General features: G+C 47.2%; 15 protein-coding genes. 1 reads left to right on the top strand and 14 read right to left on the bottom strand.

Going from position 1 to position 15,843, the window contains the following annotated elements; translation table 11 throughout:
• Positions 1-9 precede the first annotated feature (9 nt).
• Positions 10-123, top strand: a complete 114-nt coding sequence (locus VXK47_RS15345; RefSeq protein ID WP_435549589.1) for a hypothetical protein — start codon at positions 10-12, stop codon at positions 121-123.
• Here VXK47_RS15345 and VXK47_RS15340 read toward each other — a convergent pair.
• From VXK47_RS15340 to VXK47_RS15275, 14 genes are all read right to left on the bottom strand, one after another.
• Entirely contained in the window at positions 84-428 is a 345-nt protein-coding gene (locus VXK47_RS15340; RefSeq protein ID WP_435549664.1) for a hypothetical protein, read from the bottom strand. The two genes, VXK47_RS15345 and VXK47_RS15340, sit on opposite strands and share 40 nt — an antisense overlap.
• Positions 429-821: 393 nt before the next feature.
• On the bottom strand, positions 822-1,094 hold the full coding sequence (locus tag VXK47_RS15335; RefSeq protein WP_435549663.1) for a hypothetical protein: 273 nt from the start codon (positions 1,092-1,094) through the stop codon (positions 822-824).
• Positions 1,095-1,111: 17 nt separating this feature from the next.
• Positions 1,112-1,396, bottom strand: coding sequence for a hypothetical protein (locus VXK47_RS15330; protein WP_435549662.1), 285 nt, complete (start codon positions 1,394-1,396; stop codon positions 1,112-1,114).
• Positions 1,350-1,616, bottom strand: coding sequence for a hypothetical protein (locus tag VXK47_RS15325; protein WP_435549661.1), 267 nt, complete (start codon positions 1,614-1,616; stop codon positions 1,350-1,352). Before VXK47_RS15325 ends, VXK47_RS15330 begins: the two co-directional genes overlap by 47 nt.
• 428 nt (positions 1,617-2,044) lie before the next feature.
• Positions 2,045-2,350: a putative quinol monooxygenase gene (locus tag VXK47_RS15320; RefSeq protein WP_435549660.1), complete on the bottom strand. Its 306-nt coding sequence runs from the start codon at positions 2,348-2,350 to the stop codon at positions 2,045-2,047.
• A 194-nt stretch (positions 2,351-2,544) separates the two neighbouring features.
• Entirely contained in the window at positions 2,545-11,217 is an 8,673-nt protein-coding gene (locus tag VXK47_RS15315) for a GH36-type glycosyl hydrolase domain-containing protein (protein ID WP_435549659.1), read from the bottom strand.
• Positions 11,218-11,508: 291 nt separating this feature from the next.
• Positions 11,509-12,372, bottom strand: a complete 864-nt coding sequence (locus VXK47_RS15310) for a S1 family peptidase (RefSeq protein ID WP_435549658.1) — start codon at positions 12,370-12,372, stop codon at positions 11,509-11,511.
• A gap of 56 nt (positions 12,373-12,428) precedes the next feature.
• The gene (locus VXK47_RS15305; RefSeq protein ID WP_435549657.1) at positions 12,429-12,575 is read right to left on the bottom strand and encodes a lmo0937 family membrane protein; all 147 of its coding nucleotides are present in this window, start codon (positions 12,573-12,575) and stop codon (positions 12,429-12,431) included.
• Between the two features lie 88 nt (positions 12,576-12,663).
• Entirely contained in the window at positions 12,664-13,437 is a 774-nt protein-coding gene (locus VXK47_RS15300; RefSeq protein ID WP_435549656.1) for a hypothetical protein, read from the bottom strand.
• A gap of 68 nt (positions 13,438-13,505) precedes the next feature.
• Positions 13,506-14,039, bottom strand: a complete 534-nt coding sequence (locus VXK47_RS15295) for a Spy/CpxP family protein refolding chaperone (RefSeq protein WP_435549655.1) — start codon at positions 14,037-14,039, stop codon at positions 13,506-13,508.
• A gap of 67 nt (positions 14,040-14,106) precedes the next feature.
• Positions 14,107-14,421, bottom strand: coding sequence for a BON domain-containing protein (locus VXK47_RS15290; RefSeq protein ID WP_435549654.1), 315 nt, complete (start codon positions 14,419-14,421; stop codon positions 14,107-14,109).
• A 96-nt stretch (positions 14,422-14,517) separates the two neighbouring features.
• Positions 14,518-14,856 carry a hypothetical protein gene (locus tag VXK47_RS15285; protein WP_435549653.1) on the bottom strand — a complete coding sequence of 113 codons (339 nt, stop codon included), beginning with the start codon at positions 14,854-14,856 and terminating at the stop codon, positions 14,518-14,520.
• A 275-nt stretch (positions 14,857-15,131) separates the two neighbouring features.
• Positions 15,132-15,284 (bottom strand): hypothetical protein, encoded by a 153-nt coding sequence (locus VXK47_RS15280; protein ID WP_435549652.1) that lies wholly within the window; start codon positions 15,282-15,284, stop codon positions 15,132-15,134.
• A gap of 76 nt (positions 15,285-15,360) precedes the next feature.
• Positions 15,361-15,552, bottom strand: a complete 192-nt coding sequence (locus VXK47_RS15275) for a Thivi_2564 family membrane protein (protein ID WP_435549651.1) — start codon at positions 15,550-15,552, stop codon at positions 15,361-15,363.
• Positions 15,553-15,843: the final 291 nt, after the last annotated feature.

Genomic DNA, 15,843 nt, shown 5'->3' with positions numbered 1-15,843 from the left:
AGGCAAGAAATTAAAAACTATTTTGAATTATATAACTATGAACGGCCGCATCAAAAACTTGACAAAAAAACACCGGATATGGTCTACTGGGAAACATTTCCCAGGAAAGAGGCAGCAGCTTGAATAAGCAGTTTATCACTTAAAAAAAGCATTTTGCTGTTCAAACAATCCCGACCACCGCTATCTGAGGTGGTCTTCTTTGAGAGGTCATAGCGGGAATTAAGCATCTCCATGTGCTGTTTGGCCCGCTCGGCTTTCACTGCCATACGCGAGGCTTTGATTTGGTCGAAGGTGACATCCTGGTTAGTAGGACCATAGCTGGAAACAACCTTTTCCTGCTGTGCAGAAACAACAACAGTGGCAACCCCAGCGACTAAAATAACGCAGATTAAGACTAACATAAAACTGTACTTCTTTTGTCGGTTCATTTCATAGTTCTCCTTTATTTGTTGTTAATGTTGTTTGAAGTCTTTTACCCCAAAGACCTCATGCCTTAAGTAGTTTTATTGGTACTGTATCAGGAACGTATTTTCTTTTTTCGAAAGAAAAAATGAAAAACCCAAACCAAAATTCCGATTACAACGATCATGACCATGCTCTCAAGCTCATAGTTCTTCACTGTTCCAATAACGGACTCAAGCGATAACATAAATTATCCATAACAATTGTCCCGCATCAAACGATTTCCGTAGGCAAAAGGCTGTATATCGGGTGGTCGGCATGTGTTTGTTTGGTCATGATTTCTCCTTACGAATTGGATTTACTTGGAAGACCTGAGTAGGTAACCAGGTCATTGGATAATCATTACCGATTGTCGAAAATCAGGATTTGTGAGTGGTTAAGTTATGCATAGCCTTAATAATATCAAGAATCGCCTCGTGTATTCCCTCGGCTGATGAATGTGATTCTGTTGTTTCCTTGTTCCCGGCATGAACCTTAGCCTTGAGTTCCTGCAATTTTTGAGCATGTTTTTCAAACTGGATGCGATGTTCTTCTTTCAGGTCATTGATATGCTCGGCATTAATTTTTTTGACAAGTTCATCGGCTTCTGCCATTAATTGTTCTATAGTTTTTGATTTTAAGCTTGTTGTCATAAATTTTCCTTTCCGTTTTAATTTTCTTTGTATTTGAAAGCAATGCAGGTTGACTTAAAGAATATATAACTCGCATATTTTACGGTAATGATGCCCATATATTGAAAGTGTTTCGGTTGTCCGTTTTGCAAATCAGACAAAAAAGCGGGAAATGTCAATTCCGTTTCGTCAAGAACAAGATGGTCCACTTCCTTAAACTCATCAGGTTCGGAAGTAAAAAGCGGCCCTCCGGCAACTACTTTTAAGTTCAAAGCTTTACAGCAGGCGATGATTTGTTTCGCAGATTCCCGCTGAACCGCCATGCCTCCGATAAAGACCATATCCGCCCATAGAAGGTCCTTTATCCTTAAGACTGTCCACATTTACGTCCACAAGGCGTTTGTACCATTTGTCCGGCAAAAGGGATGCTACGGTAAGCAGGCCAAGCGGAGGAAAGGCGGCTTTTTTTCCGATAAAACTTAAAGCGAAAGTAAAAGACCAAAAGGTATCCGGAAATTTTGGATAAATTAGAAGTACGTTCATATCGGCATTCTCCTTTCCGTAATCCCGGTGGCCTTTTTGATCTTATATTTCACCTGGTGCAACTTGCCTTCTGCGTTGTTTTTTATGCTTGATTTCATAGCATTTTTCCTGTTTCTCATTAAATGGTTTGTTGCAATACATGGCATTTCACCGATATGTACTTCGTAAATATGTTGCGTTCATGTTATTACTTAATTGTAATACGCTGTTTACTTTGGCTATAATTATCTATTTTGTAAATAGGTGTATAGGTTCATTTTGCCTGGGAGATTTTCCTGTTTTAAGGAATTTTAGTTAATAAAAATTATTGACTTGTAAGAAGACAATCAACATACATATGTGGATAAGTTACGTACCTTTCATTCAAGCCGAATGAACAGTTCCCGGGTAAGTTTCGACACTTATCTGAAATAACTTGATAAAATCATCTAAACTTCCTCAATCATCTCCGGGTGCAAAACGGTATAAAACATACTTTCACAGGGCTCTTTAAGAAGGGTCATCGCCCCGCTAAGCACCTTGTAACATTCCGAATTAAGATGGGTCATAAGGTTTTCCTTGGTATCCCATTCTTCAAGAAGCAAGAATCGGTTTTCATCCTCAATACTCCGGCAGAAGTCACAGCGCAAACATCCCATCTCCATTCTTATGGAACAGATCAGGGAAGAAAGCGCTTGTGTCAGCTCCATTCGCTTCTCAGAAAGGGCATTCATTCGTATGATTACAAGATTCATGTAAATATAACAGCAAATAGTCTGCCAATAACCGATAGTAAATAAAAATATTTTATTAGTCGTTTAATTACTGTATGTTATATTGATAAGACCAACCAGTATGAAAGTATTAAATGATTCGTTTGACCTCAATATTTGGTAGAAACCCATCATATTGAGAGATGATTTGAAAAATAGAGACAGGACTATTCAAGTCAATCAATTTTGCCGGCAAATATGCTCACCTCTACCGAGTGATCCCGATGGTCGTCAATTAGGGTAATCGTTTTATCATGTTGAAGGGCACCGTCAACGGTCACACTTGTTTCGCCATCACCAATCTGTCTGTTCATAACGGCGATGTGGTAGACAGTTTCCCTATACCGGTAGTGCACCGTGAAGCCCTCCCAATCTGCCGGGAATAGTGGTTCGATACTCAGTTTATCCACCTCCAGTTTCAAACCAAGGAGTGATTCCAGGATCAGCCGGTACATCCAGCCGGCTGAACCGGTGTACCAAGTCCATCCGCCACGGCCGGTGTGAGGCGAGAGCGCATAAACATCAGCAGCAACAACATATGGTTCAACTTTGTATGTCGCAACCGACTCAGGAGATCTCGCATGGTTTATCGGATTGAGCATGGTCATAAGTTCCCAGGCGCGCCGGCTGTCACCCAATTGAGCGAAGGCCATGGCCAACCAGATCGCCCCATGTGTGTATTGCCCGCCATTCTCACGTACTCCGGGTACGTATCCCTTTATGTAGCCCGGATTCAAATCAGACTTGTCAAAGGGCGGGTCCAGGAGTTGGATCAGCGCCAGCTCATGGTGAATAAGGTGCTGATCAGCCGCCGCCATGGCAATATTTGCGTGTTTGGTATCACCAGCACCGGAAAGAACAGACCAGCTTTGCGCAATCGAATCAATCCGGCATTCCGGGTTGCTCATCGACCCAAGCGGCGAACCGTCGTCGAAGTAAGCGCGGCGATACCACCCACCATCCCATCCATGCTGCTCTATGTTCCGGCTCAAGAGAGCCGCTTCTGCTTCGCATTGATCGGCGAAGGACAGATCGCCACGTCTGCGGGCAATCTCTATAAATTGCATTAGCACAGAATAAAGGAAAAAGCCCAGCCATACGCTTTCTCCTTTCCCCTCTATTCCCACCATGTTCATGCCGTCATTCCAGTCGCCTGAACCCATTAGCGGCAATCCATGCTCGCCATAGGTGAGACCTCTCAATATAGCTTTTACGCAATGATCATACAAACCGGCCGATTCCTGGGACCGGCCGGGCAGATCGTAATAGGAATCCTCATTTGCATTTATCGGATGACCCTGAAGATAGTGGATGTTCTCATCCAATACACCGTAATCCCCGGTGCTTCGGACGTAGCGGCACATCACAAACGGCAGCCAGAGGTAATCGTCGGAACATTGAGTGCGCACCCCACGGCCAACAGGAGGATGCCACCAGTGCTGTACATCACCCTCGGTAAATTGACGGCCTGCCGCAAGAAGGAGGTGTTCGCGCACAAGGTGCGGTTCGGTGTGGATGAGCGCCATCACGTCCTGCAATTGATCCCGAAAGCCGAAAGCACCGCCGGACTGGTAATAGCCGCTGCGCGCCCACAAGCGACATGCAAGCGTTTGATAAAGGAGCCATCCGTTTGCGAGCACGTTGAGCGCCTGGTCAGGTGTTTCTACGTTCACCGCGCCGAGTGTGTGTAGCCAGTATTGCCAGACTTTTTCGAGCGCCTGGTGCGACGCAGCAGTTCCGCGGAAGCGACGGACCAGGTTGCCGGCGTCATCGGAGTCTCGCCCTAAGCCGAGTCTGAAGACTATTTCACGTTCCTGCCCGGCGGCCAGTTCAAAGGAAACCTGAATCGCGGCACAGGGGTCCAGGGCAGCCCCCACCCTACCGGAGAGACGCACCCGGGTCATCGCAGCCGGACTGGCGAGCGTGCCGTTGCGCCCCAGAAATTCAGTCCGGTCACCGCTTACCGTCCGGTTCGTTTCGTCAACGTCGAAAAAGGCGGTCCGGTCGGGAAACTCAGTATTGTAAGGGTTTCTTGCGAAAAATGCTCCGCTGTTCGCATCAATTTCGGTAATTACATGCATGGACGATTTGGACCGCAGATCTCCCAGAACCCATTCCGCATATCCGGTAACAGAGAGCCGGCGTGATCTGTCCGACTCGTTTTTTACCTTCAAGACCGTAAACTTGATTGATGCATCCATGGCAACGTAAACCCATACCTCGGAGCGGATACCGCGTTCTGTATGCTCGAAGACGCTATAGCCGAATCCGTGCCTAATAACATATGGCATTACCCCACACCTTGGTAGCGGCATGGGAGACCAGAAATGGCCGCGCTCTTCATCACGGAGGTAGAATGCTTCGCCGCTGACATCACTCACGGGATCGTTATACCAGGGAGTTATGCGGAACTCATGGGCATTCTCGGCCCAGGTATAGGCAGAACCGCTTTCCGAGATGACGGTTCCGAATTTCGGATTCGCCAGAATATTCACCCATGGCGCCGGTGTAACCTGATCATGCGTTGTTGTAATGATGTACTCGCGGCCATCAGGTGTGAATCCGCCGAGTCCGTTGAAAAACAACAGATCGTGGCGAGGCATGGCTGGAACTACCGGTGGAGCGCCACGGTGAGTCCGGGTCGGAGTGAGAGTCGGTACAGTCGATTCCACCAGAGCTATGCTTCTTGGTTTGATCTGGTCCGAAAGCATCCCCCGGCTGTCGGTTACGATTGCACGGGCGACTGTTTGGAGCAGTATACGTTCCTCGCTCGATATCTGATCAGCAGGCCTTACGAAAATGCCGCCCGGTTGATCCGTTAAATGGGTTCCGACACCTGCGGCAATGAGTCCCATGATTTGTTCATGTAGTTGCTGCCGGTAACCGGCGTGATCTTCGTTCCAGATCACCAGATCCACAGCCAGCCCCTTTAAACGCCAGTATGTATGGGCCTGTATGAGTTGACGCACCAGGTCAATATTGGCCGGATCTTCAATCCGCAATAGTACGATAGGTAAATCTCCGGAAATAGCATAACCCCAGAGACCGGATTGCCCACGATGATTCTTGATGATGACACTCGCGTCGGCACGCAGGGAAGCATTGGCATAGATCACCGAACCGGCGAGGTTTCCGTAGAGTTGGGCGTCGGCTTCCGTGGCATTGATCTGTCGCAAAAAGACATCGCTGTGTGTCCACGCCAGATCGAAGACTCGATCCGCGAGACGCCGATCCTGATATTTCTCTACCAGGCTTAAGGCTGCATCGCGGGTTTCGCCGATTCCGGAGACAATATTGACCATTGCCGTTTCTTCCGCATCGAGCGTTATTCGGTAACGGATCGAGACGATAGGATCTAATACGGAGCCATCGCTGCCGGAGAGGGCTGATAAATCACCCATCGCTTGCGGGTTGGCAACAGTATTCCCGCGGCCGATGAACCGCAAGCGGTCAGTCTCATAAGAGATTTCTCCAATGTCAGCACCGTGCACAGCCATCAAATGGAACAACGAGGGAGTGATCTCTCCCTGGGAGCGGGGCCTGCGAGTGCAGAGAATTGCACGTTGCCGGCTAAGTATCTCGGTCTGAACAAAGAGATTACTAAACGCCGGATGTAGCGCATCTGCGGCTGGTGAGGCGAGCACGACCTCAGCATAACTTGTGATATCTATGGATCTGCGCTTCCCGGAACGGTTGATGATGGTGATGCGACGCAGCTCGATGTCATCCTCGGGCGAAACGGCAATTTCAGTATGCGTGTCAATGTCATAGATACGGCAACGAAACTCCGCTTTCGCTTCTGAGAATATCGTTTCATACTTATCCGCTTGTTTGAGTGCCGGCTGATAGGCCGTTGACCAGAAATCTCCGGTCTCCACGTCCCGGAGGTAACAGAAGGATCCCCAATTATCACAGGTGCTGTCTTCGCGCCATCGGGTGACGGCCACGTCTTTCCATCGACTGTAACCGCCGCCGGCGTTCGTGACCATCATGTGGTATTTGCCGTTTGATAACAGGTGAACTTCAGGTTTCGGCGTATTAGGACTGCCGAACACGCGTATAGGTGTCTCCGCGCCCATTAATTCTGTGAGATGTTCTGGAAGCTCGGCGGTATGCACATAGAACACCGTGGCCTTGGGGATTCGCTCCTGGAGCAAAAGCATGGTTGCCTGAAACATGGGTTCCGACTCAAATCGTTTCTGCATCGGACGGTTTAGGAGCGCATGGGCCAGAGAGAGGAAACTCATGCCCTGATGATGCGCCATGAAAGACCGGACCACAGCGCTTGATTGTCCGCGCGACAGACGCGAAGGAGTGAAGTCGATTGCCTCATAGAAGCCATACTTTCCGGCAAAGCCATCAGTCGCGAGTCGCTCGAGATTCAGACATGCCTCTTCGGGTGCTATCATCAGCGCCAGTGCCGTAGCATAGGGTGAAATAACCAGATCATCGGCGAGCCCGCGTTTGAGACCCAGGCCGGGTATGCCAAAGGCGCGATACTGGTAGTTGAGATGAACGTCGATTGCATTGTAGCCGGATTCCGAACTGCCCCAGGGCACCCCGCGTTTCCTTCCATACTCAATCTGCCGGGCTACCGCCGCCTTACAGGTCTGGTCGAGCAGTGTGTGTTCGTATGTCGGCATCACCAAAAGCGGCATGAGGTATTCAAACATGGAACCGCTCCAAGAAAGCAGTATCTGCTCTCCACCGGCAGTGGTCAGCAAACGTCCCAGAGCAAACCAGCTCTCCTGGGGCAGTTGTCCCTGCGCAATTGCTATGAAACTGCAAAATCTTGCTTCGGAAGCCAGCAGATCGTAGTAACTTGTGTCCCGCCGGCGTTCGCCAACGTTGTAGCCGATGGCCAGCAAATTGCACGCCTCGTCGAACAGAAAGTCATATTTCATACGGGAAAGTTCGTCGATTTTTCGTGCCAGCTCTTCGATAGCCCTGATTCTTTCTCCGGCACGTTTGACCGCATCCGTCCAAGGGCTTATGCCATACACCCCTACGTCAAGGTTGGCCAATTGGCGCAGTGTCGGAATTTCATCGAAATCCGGGATCTCGCTGAGCATGTCCGGCGATGATGTCCAGGCCGTGAGAAACATCAGCTCATCAAGGGCGGTCCGGCATTGCCCGGCAAGGGCAAGCGCCCACCACTGTCCCTGGCCATCGGGTTCTGTATTGAAAGTATTGACACCGGTGACCATTTCAGCAGCGGATGTTGCCAACTGGTCAAGGCACAGTCGCACACCAGCAAGCGTGGTTGGAGGGGAATCGATTGCCTGCTTCAGCAATTTATTTAGTTGCATGAGTTGGTCCGAAACGGTTTTGCCGTCCATGTCCCGAATGATACGAACAGTGTCTCTGATTCCCTCAAACAGTCGCGATCCCAGAATCGGGTCATCGGGTAGTGCGAGCAGACCCTGCCGCAATGTCAGCAGGTGGCCGGCAAGGTTTCCGCTGTCCACGGTAGAGATGTAGACAGGTTCCAGCGGTTGCAGGGATTGCGTGTCGTACCAGTTATAGAAATGGCCTCGGTGACGCTCCATTGCTTCCATCGTATGGAGTGCATTTGCGGTACGTTCAATGAGTTGTCCCGCAGGGATATAGCCGAAGTCGTAGGCGGACAAATTTGCAAGAAGGGACAGACCCATGTTAGTCGGCGACGTGCGATGCGCAATTCCGGCAAAGGGGTACTCCTGAAAATTGTCAGGGGGCAGCCAATTGTCTTCCAGACTGACGAAGGTTTCAAAAAACGCCCAGGTTCTGCGTGAAAGCTTCCGGAGAAATGTGATCTGGTCTGCCGTCAGCTTTGCTTCACGACGAGCAAGCGGCCGGCTGATCCACCAGGCGACAACAGGGGAGACAAACCAGAGTCCCAGTATAGGTCCCGCCACCGCCAATGCTTCCGGCTTTGAAAACGTCAGATTAATAACTGCGGCGCAGGCAAGAACGGGGGCGATCCACATTGACCGGTAAAAAGAACCAAGGTCAGTATGATCACTGCCATACCGTTTATCTGATATGCTCCATTCGAGAAGCCGCTTATGGGTGACAAGCATCCGCCAGCACGTGCGCAAAATAGCATCAAGACTGAAAAACGCCTCGTATGGAAGGCAGATGAGCGTGAATGCCGCCTGAGCAAAGCCACGACCGGCTGAGTGCAGGTTTGCAGCAAGATGTTGGCCCAGAAGCACATCATCCGGCTTTCGAAAAGCTTGCAGGAGATAGGCAATCAGAGAAGGAATCAGGATGATTCCGAGCACCGATAGAGTCCAAAACAAGGCCGCCGGTGAGACCTTCCAGCCCAGCAGTAAAAAAAGTGTCAACGCCGCCGGTACGAGACTGCGCCGCAGATTGTCAAATATCTTCCATTGGGACAGCCATGAGAGCGGATTCTTTTGATGACGCGCATCGGAGCCCGGAACTCTCGGCAATAACCATCGCAACAGCTGCCAATCACCGCGAATCCAGCGATGCCTCCGGCTCACATCCGTATCGTAGCGATGAGGATATTCCTCATATAACATTACATCACTCAACAGGCCCGACCGCGCATAACACCCTTCCAGAAGATCGTGGCTGAGAATCCGGTTCTCGGGAAAACGTCCTTTTAGAGTACGCTCGAAGGCATCAACCTCGTAAATGCCTTTGCCGATGAACGAGCCTTCGCCAAACAGGTCCTGGTAAACATCGGAAACAGCGCGCGTATAGGGATCGATACCGGGTTCGCTTCCGCACATTGCTGCATATCGCGAACGATTCATGCCGGGCAGGCTTACCGCCACCCGTGGCTGAAGAATACCGTATCCCTCGCAGACACGCTGCTTGTCTTCGTCGTACCGCGCACGATTCAGCGGGTGCGCCATGGCGCCCACAAACTGCCACGCCGCATCGCGCGGCAACTGTGTATCCATGTCCAGAGTAATCACATACGTTATGCTCGATAAGACTGATGTGTTACCAATGACAAGAGAAAACCGATCCCTGGCATTTTCCCTGCCACGCAAAAGAGCATTCAATTCCGATAGTTTTCCACGTTTGCGCTCGTAACCCATCCATATCCGCTCCTTAGAATTTAATCTACGAGGGCGATGGAAAAGGAAGAATGTGTCGCCCTGGGAGTAATCGTACTTGATATTCAGCTCTTCGATCCTTTGCCGGGCAAGCTGCAACAGCAGTTCGTCCTCAGGAAGCGTTTCCTCCTGTGCATCCCGAAAATCCGTCAACAGACCAAAGTGCAGATTAACGTCCCGGTTTGCAAGGTACCTGACTTCAAGCGCCTCTATCAGATCCTCTATATTCTGCGTGTTGGTGAGCATCGTAGGAACCACGACCAACGTGCGGCATTCCGGCGGTATCCCTTTGGAAAAGTCCATGCGCGGCAATGTATAGGGTGTTGCAAGCAGCGTCGCCAGCCAATTCACCAGGGCAACAGCAAACTGGCTTACGCATAGAGCTGAGAGAAGCCCAATGGCAGCAATTGCCCATCCCTGCAAGGCACCGACATGCGCCTTTGCCATCAAACCCACGGCGAAGATTACCGTCATCAGTATGATTGTTCCCAGATAGAGGAGCAAAGGAAATCGGCGGCTCCATCTTTGCAGATGTTCAAAAAGGGAAAGGCGTACTTCCAGCACCTGTTCGATTTGGGGCAATCCCTTGTCGATCAGGTAAAATCCGACATGTGCAGCACAATCATCGCCGTTGTTCCCGTCCGCACCCTTCTGCGCCAGCTCGATTGCTTTATGCGCCACCTCGCTCTCGGAAAAGCGGCTGTGTTTCGCTATCTTTTCAACGACATGGCGGTAACGGTCACGGGTGGGAAAATCCATTTTGCTGTAAATGCTGCATGGATCCTTGCGCAGAGTCTGGTCGACAATGCTCATCGATTCGACGAACTCTTTCCAGTCCATCGCACCCAAAAAACGAAGGCTGCCGATGCTGTTACTCATAGATACCTGATCGGCAGCCTGCTGCTGGTTCTCTGCATGTATCAGTTGCTGGATCGTCTGGCCGCACTCGGACAGCCGCTGCTCAAGCCAGGTAAGCGGCAATGACAAAGCCGGCCCCTGCCCCTGCAAACGGCGCGTCATTTCTGCGATAAACGAGCCAACCAGCGGCGGGTTCGATCGCGCCATGTCTGCGATCACCAGAATCAGGCTTTTCGGGTCCTTCGCTGCACTCTCCGTCATCTGGTCTGCCCAATAATCGGCCAGATTGCGGTCGATTCTATCGGTAGCTATCCGGGCAGCGACACGCCGGAGATTTTCGATCAGGGCCAGGCGCAGCATTATGGGTATTGCCCATAATTCGCCTAAGTTCAGTGCGGTTACACTCTGGTAGGCTGAGGCAAATCTGCTGAGAATCTCCGGATCCACCCGACCATCGCCATGGGAGACCATTTCCAGGGCAATGTCATAGACGCGCGGCAGAGCAGCTGATGGGCCATTTATTAAGCGGGGGAGTTCCCGACTGTACCCTTTAGGCAAATGCCTCCTGGCGGTGCGAATCTGATCTTCAATCAAATAGAAGTTGTCGAGCATCCATTCCCCGGCCGGAGTAATCCGACGGTTTGCCTTTACCGCCTCCGTCAGCAAATTATGTACGCCGATCAGGATGCCTTCATTCTCGGCCAGTCGTGTCAGAAGTCGATCCTGAGCGTTTCCGGGACTTAAAGTATGTGAGTCTGCGAGTGTCTTGCCATGCTGCTCCATTTGATCGGCGCTGAATAACTCCGCCCGTAGAGGTGGCTCAACGCAGGCAAGCTTTTGTGACAAATCGTTGCCGCGAAGGCTTGTCCACACATGAGACAGGTTTTCGAAAATAGTTTTGGCGATGAACTTCACTTTTTAAACCTCCGGATTATTGAGGGAAAATAGCTGCAAAGAAGTTGTAACGGCGGCGGCTTTTTATAACTCCTTAAAAAAATGTCCGTCTGTATAATCGATCAAAAGGGAAAATTAAAGGTTCACCAAAACATCAATACGGACTTTGAACTACTTTTTGAAATCGTTTTCCCTCTTGAATATGCATTATACATGAAAGCTATCCAAGGGGGCAAAACAAAAAGGGAATATATTTGAATTAGATATATCCCCTACCGGAAAGCCCCTCACTATAGATCAGAATCCCGGCATTCAGTTAAATTTTGACCAATAATCATAGTTTTTTATTGGAGTTTTTATTGCTATGTCCAAAACCTCTCTTATTCTTGATACAGGTTCTATTAATGCAAAATCCGAACTGTTGGAAGCTATCAAAACTCCTAGCAATTTTATATTACCTGCAGCACTGATTACAGGACTTCCGCTATTTCCTGGAAAGGCTTTTATGTCTAACATGCTGCATCTTCCATTTGCAAATTTCTTATTGTCGATTTTTATAAATTCTTCACCTGTAACCATTGCTATAATACCGAACCTACCCATAGGTCTTTGTTCTCTTAATTGAAAGCCGGTATCTCCCGGGAAGCCAAATGCCACAACTTGCTCCGGCGGCAATGCATCTTTAACCGGCAGTTGATTAACTTTCGAATTATCCGGTTCATATATAAAAGCTCCGAAGCTGCTCGAAAAATCGCCTTCTATTACCGGAATCGGCAATTTGATTACTACAACATCAACTGCGTCGATTTTATCATTGCCGTTATCCGGATGAAAAATCCAATTTTTTCTGGGTAATTTCAGCAGGAGAATTGCGCTTTTTTTAGTAACTTCATTAAATATATTTACACGCGCATGTAAATCATGATCGGTATCCACCACATGTCTTGCCGTAACCAGAAATAAACTATTGCCGCTGTAAACAAAGAAGCCTGTTCCATCAGGATTATTAGTAGTAACAGATTTATTATTACCCTCTGTCAGAGTTTCTTTAAAATATTCTAGTCTAATCACTGTCCTACCTATCTTAGCATAGAATGATTCCTGATTATCCCCGGCAATTGCATTACCAATTAATCCGATTACAAGTAAATATATTACGATAGCTATTCTTGCCATTTATTACCTCATTTTATATAATTATTAACCACTGTGAGTTTGTGCTATGCCTTTATCTAAAGTGGCTTACGCCCCTGAATTACTCTGACCAGTACAACGATAATGGCAATGATAAACAGTATATGAATAAAATTACCCATCGTATAACCACTCACCAGTCCCAACAGCCACAAAATTATAAGTATTACAGCAATAGTCCACAAAATGTGATTCTCCTTTCTGACAGCCGGATTATTGTAGCGTAAAATGTTTTTCTTGCTCTACCCGGCAGTCTTTTCATAGTAGAATAAACTATTTGTCATTATAGTTTCTATCCTGTTTATCTTCCATCCATCCTTCATGTTTTCCATGTTGAGATTTAGATTGTTGCGGCGCATTCCGGTATTGTGGTTCAGCCTCTTCCTTCCTTCTTTCAGGTTTTCCATATCGAGATTTAGATTGTTGCGGCGCATCCCGGTATTGTGGTTGTGAGTGCTGTTGTTGGACCTCACGGGCTTGTGGTCGGAATTGTGGTTGTGCTGCCTCCCTGTGTTGTGGTTGCATCTCTCTTTGTTTAGGTTGCACCTCACGATTTTGTTGCCGGGACTGCGTTCCGGACTTTAAACCTTGGACGCCCCAGGAATTTTGCTTCTCCCAATGCCTGCTTTTTTCCCAGTTGTTCCAGTTCTGTTGCACCTGTTGATGGGGTATTCGCTGGTAGTTCCATTGGTGCCCTTTCCAACGACGCTCCCTGTAGTCATTCCTCCAACCTGACGGTATCTCTCTGTAAAAAGACGGTACGCTTTGATAGTAGGCCCAACCTGAGCTATAGCTCTGCGAGCGATACCATCGTCCTTGCCACGGACGCCACCACCAGCCATTGTAGAAAAAGATGTCTACATCAATGTCCGGAACAGCATAGACATAACTCTCAGGTATAACTACCACTTCCGGAGGTGAGGCAAATATGATGGGTGGAGGCAGAGGAATGCTGACGCCAACATCTACCCTTCCCATCGCCATTGTTGTAATTGGGGCTGCAATTATCAACGGTAAAAGTATTATTCCTAAAAGTAATTTTTTCATTTTGTCGCCTCATCTATAAAAGTAGAACATACTGTTATTATAGCATGTTCTACTTTTGTTGATCATCATTATTTTTTCATCATTCTCTTTGACGGTTTTTTCTTACCCATTTCCATATTCATCATCTTGTGCATTTTCTGCATTTTCTTAAACTGATCATCCGTCAAAATAGTCCGTATTTCTTTCATGGCTTTTAACATTTCAATATGATGGGCTGTTCTTATCTCTTCATTTTTTTTCACTGCAGAGTCGGCCTTCTCTATGTCAAAATCTTTCACATCCATTATTTCCATAAGATTAATTTCTGAAATCTTCAGGTCAGCTTTATATTGAGCCTGCTTTTTTTGCATTTCTCTATGTATAGGCTTTATTTTCATCAGCTGATCATCGGTAAGTCCCATGTTATCTGCATGTTCGATGCAATTGTCCATCATTTCGCCCATCTTGTCCATATGGCCCATTCCCATCATATGTTCATGGCCTTCCCGATGCTCCTTCATGGACATATCCGTCATTTGTGAAAAAGCCGGCAAAGGCACGCTGGTCAAGAGCAGAGCGACAACCGCTATCATCATTAGTGATAGTCTAAAAAAAGTTTTCATTTGTCCGTTCTCCTTTTATTGTTGTTACTGTTGTTTTTTGAACTCATTTACTTCGAAGACCCAACTACTATTTCACGATCAGATCATTCTTTACGGACTTGACTCCATCGACGCTCCTTACGATTTCACTTGCTTTATCGACGGCTTTTTGAGAATTGACGAAACCGCTCAATTGAACGGTGCCCTGGTAAGTCTCGACACTGATCTGAAATGACTTGAGAAAATCATCTGCTCCAAGCAAAGATTTTACCTTGGTCGTGATGACCGAATCGTCAACGTATTGACCTGCGCTTTCATGTGTGCGTGTAGATGCGCAGGCTGTAAAGGTGGCGATCATAATAATAAGCACTAAAAATTGTATAACAATATTTTTCTTTTTCATAACGTTTACTCCTTTGTTTAAGTTTGATTGTGAAATGGTTTATTACGAGTCCTTTTCTATTATTTCTTTGGCTTTATCTGACGGGAGAGCTAATGGCTAATCCAATTCCGATTCTATTTCGTCAAATGTATCCTCGATGCTGTATAGAAGTTTGTCAGCCTGTGCAAGATGCCAGTCAGCTATGTTCTCCTGAATAATTTTATACTGACTTCGGAGCTTCTCGCCATGCCGGAGAAGCACCTCTCTGAGCTGCGTTCCATCAAGACGATAAAGAAGCTTATCCAACTGCCCCACTATTTCGTATAGTGAAGGATCCCGACTCACCAAACCCGGATCAATAAATCCTAAATTTCGCGCCAGTTTAGGGTAAACCCCTTTCAGATTTTTTTGATAATAAGGACGTACGGTAACAGTCAGTTGCATATACTTGCTCATGGTTTAACTCCTTAAAACTCCAATTGATCAGTTTGTCGCAGACAGCGCTCTTTTTAGCTGAGGCAGCAAAAGAAAGATTTGCATTGGCAAAAAAGATGGTGCATAAAAACGCCACCATCACAACAACAAGTGTAGCTGGAAAAGAAACTTGATAAGCCTTTTGTTTCATGATCTGTTCTCCTTACAAATTTAATCTTCAGCGCTTGCATGCTCTGAAGAGGTTATAAACCAAATTATTCAACTTTTACACATTCGAGCAGCGATACCTTTCTTTCCTAACGCCGTTCATCATGTTCTCCGCCCCTGTCATGACCTTCGCCATGACCTCTGCCTCTTCGACCCCAGCCATCTTCCCAGCCAACAAAACATCCTCCAAGAGATACAAGCAGCATCACAAAAACAATTGCCAGTATAATTGTTCTCTTCATCGTCTCCTCCTTTGTTGATAAGAAATTGTCTGTTTGTTTATAAGACAATAAAGTTAAAAAACATTTTTTAAACATTTCACTTCCCGATACGAATTGTTGAGAGATTTCCTATGACCCCGAAAACATTCAACAACCAGAGGATAACAACAATAATCACGACAACATTGAGGATTTTCTTTATGGTGCCCTGCATCGGTATGTAGTTATTAATCACCCAGAGAATCACACCAACAACAACCAAAACAATAACTAATTGAATTAACGGCATAGTATTTCTCCTTTCATGCTGCACATTGAAGGAGAAGAGATAACTTCCCCTCTTAATATCCTTCTTCTTTCCTGACAGGATTTGTTATCTCAATCTCAATAACTCCTTCTGCCTGCCACCTTATTATCTTCTTGCCATTCGAAGGTTTAGAAGAATTATAAAATATAATAGCAAATAGTCTGCCAATACCCGAATTAAAATCATAAGTTTGGATTAATCCTTTAATAACAGATTGCTATATTAATAGATGAAAACAGCAGAAAAGTATAAAATGATTAATTTGGCCTCAAT

Origin of the sequence: Desulfobacterium sp. N47, from assembly GCF_051233685.1 — a bacterium.
Lineage (GTDB): Bacteria > Desulfobacterota > Desulfobacteria > Desulfobacterales > RPRI01 > RPRI01.
The sequence above is the reverse complement of the archived record's forward strand: the minus strand, read 5'-3'. Positions and strand labels throughout refer to the sequence as shown.

Bases quoted from the DNA above. Each gene is read 5' to 3' on its own strand.
- VXK47_RS15320 (WP_435549660.1), bottom strand. From the start codon at position 2,350: ATGAATCTTGTAATCATACGAATGAATGCCCTTTCTGAGAAGCGAATG.
- VXK47_RS15325 (WP_435549661.1), bottom strand. From the start codon at position 1,616: ATGAACGTACTTCTAATTTATCCAAAATTTCCGGATACCTTTTGGTCT.
- VXK47_RS15280 (WP_435549652.1), bottom strand. From the start codon at position 15,284: ATGAAGAGAACAATTATACTGGCAATTGTTTTTGTGATGCTGCTTGTA.
- VXK47_RS15330 (WP_435549662.1), bottom strand. From the start codon at position 1,396: ATGGCGGTTCAGCGGGAATCTGCGAAACAAATCATCGCCTGCTGTAAA.
- VXK47_RS15275 (WP_435549651.1), bottom strand. From the start codon at position 15,552: ATGCCGTTAATTCAATTAGTTATTGTTTTGGTTGTTGTTGGTGTGATT.
- VXK47_RS15310 (WP_435549658.1), bottom strand. From the start codon at position 12,372: ATGGCAAGAATAGCTATCGTAATATATTTACTTGTAATCGGATTAATT.
- VXK47_RS15285 (WP_435549653.1), bottom strand. From the start codon at position 14,856: ATGAGCAAGTATATGCAACTGACTGTTACCGTACGTCCTTATTATCAA.
- VXK47_RS15340 (WP_435549664.1), bottom strand. From the start codon at position 428: ATGAACCGACAAAAGAAGTACAGTTTTATGTTAGTCTTAATCTGCGTT.
- VXK47_RS15290 (WP_435549654.1), bottom strand. From the start codon at position 14,421: ATGAAAAAGAAAAATATTGTTATACAATTTTTAGTGCTTATTATTATG.
- VXK47_RS15295 (WP_435549655.1), bottom strand. From the start codon at position 14,039: ATGAAAACTTTTTTTAGACTATCACTAATGATGATAGCGGTTGTCGCT.
- VXK47_RS15335 (WP_435549663.1), bottom strand. From the start codon at position 1,094: ATGACAACAAGCTTAAAATCAAAAACTATAGAACAATTAATGGCAGAA.
- VXK47_RS15300 (WP_435549656.1), bottom strand. From the start codon at position 13,437: ATGAAAAAATTACTTTTAGGAATAATACTTTTACCGTTGATAATTGCA.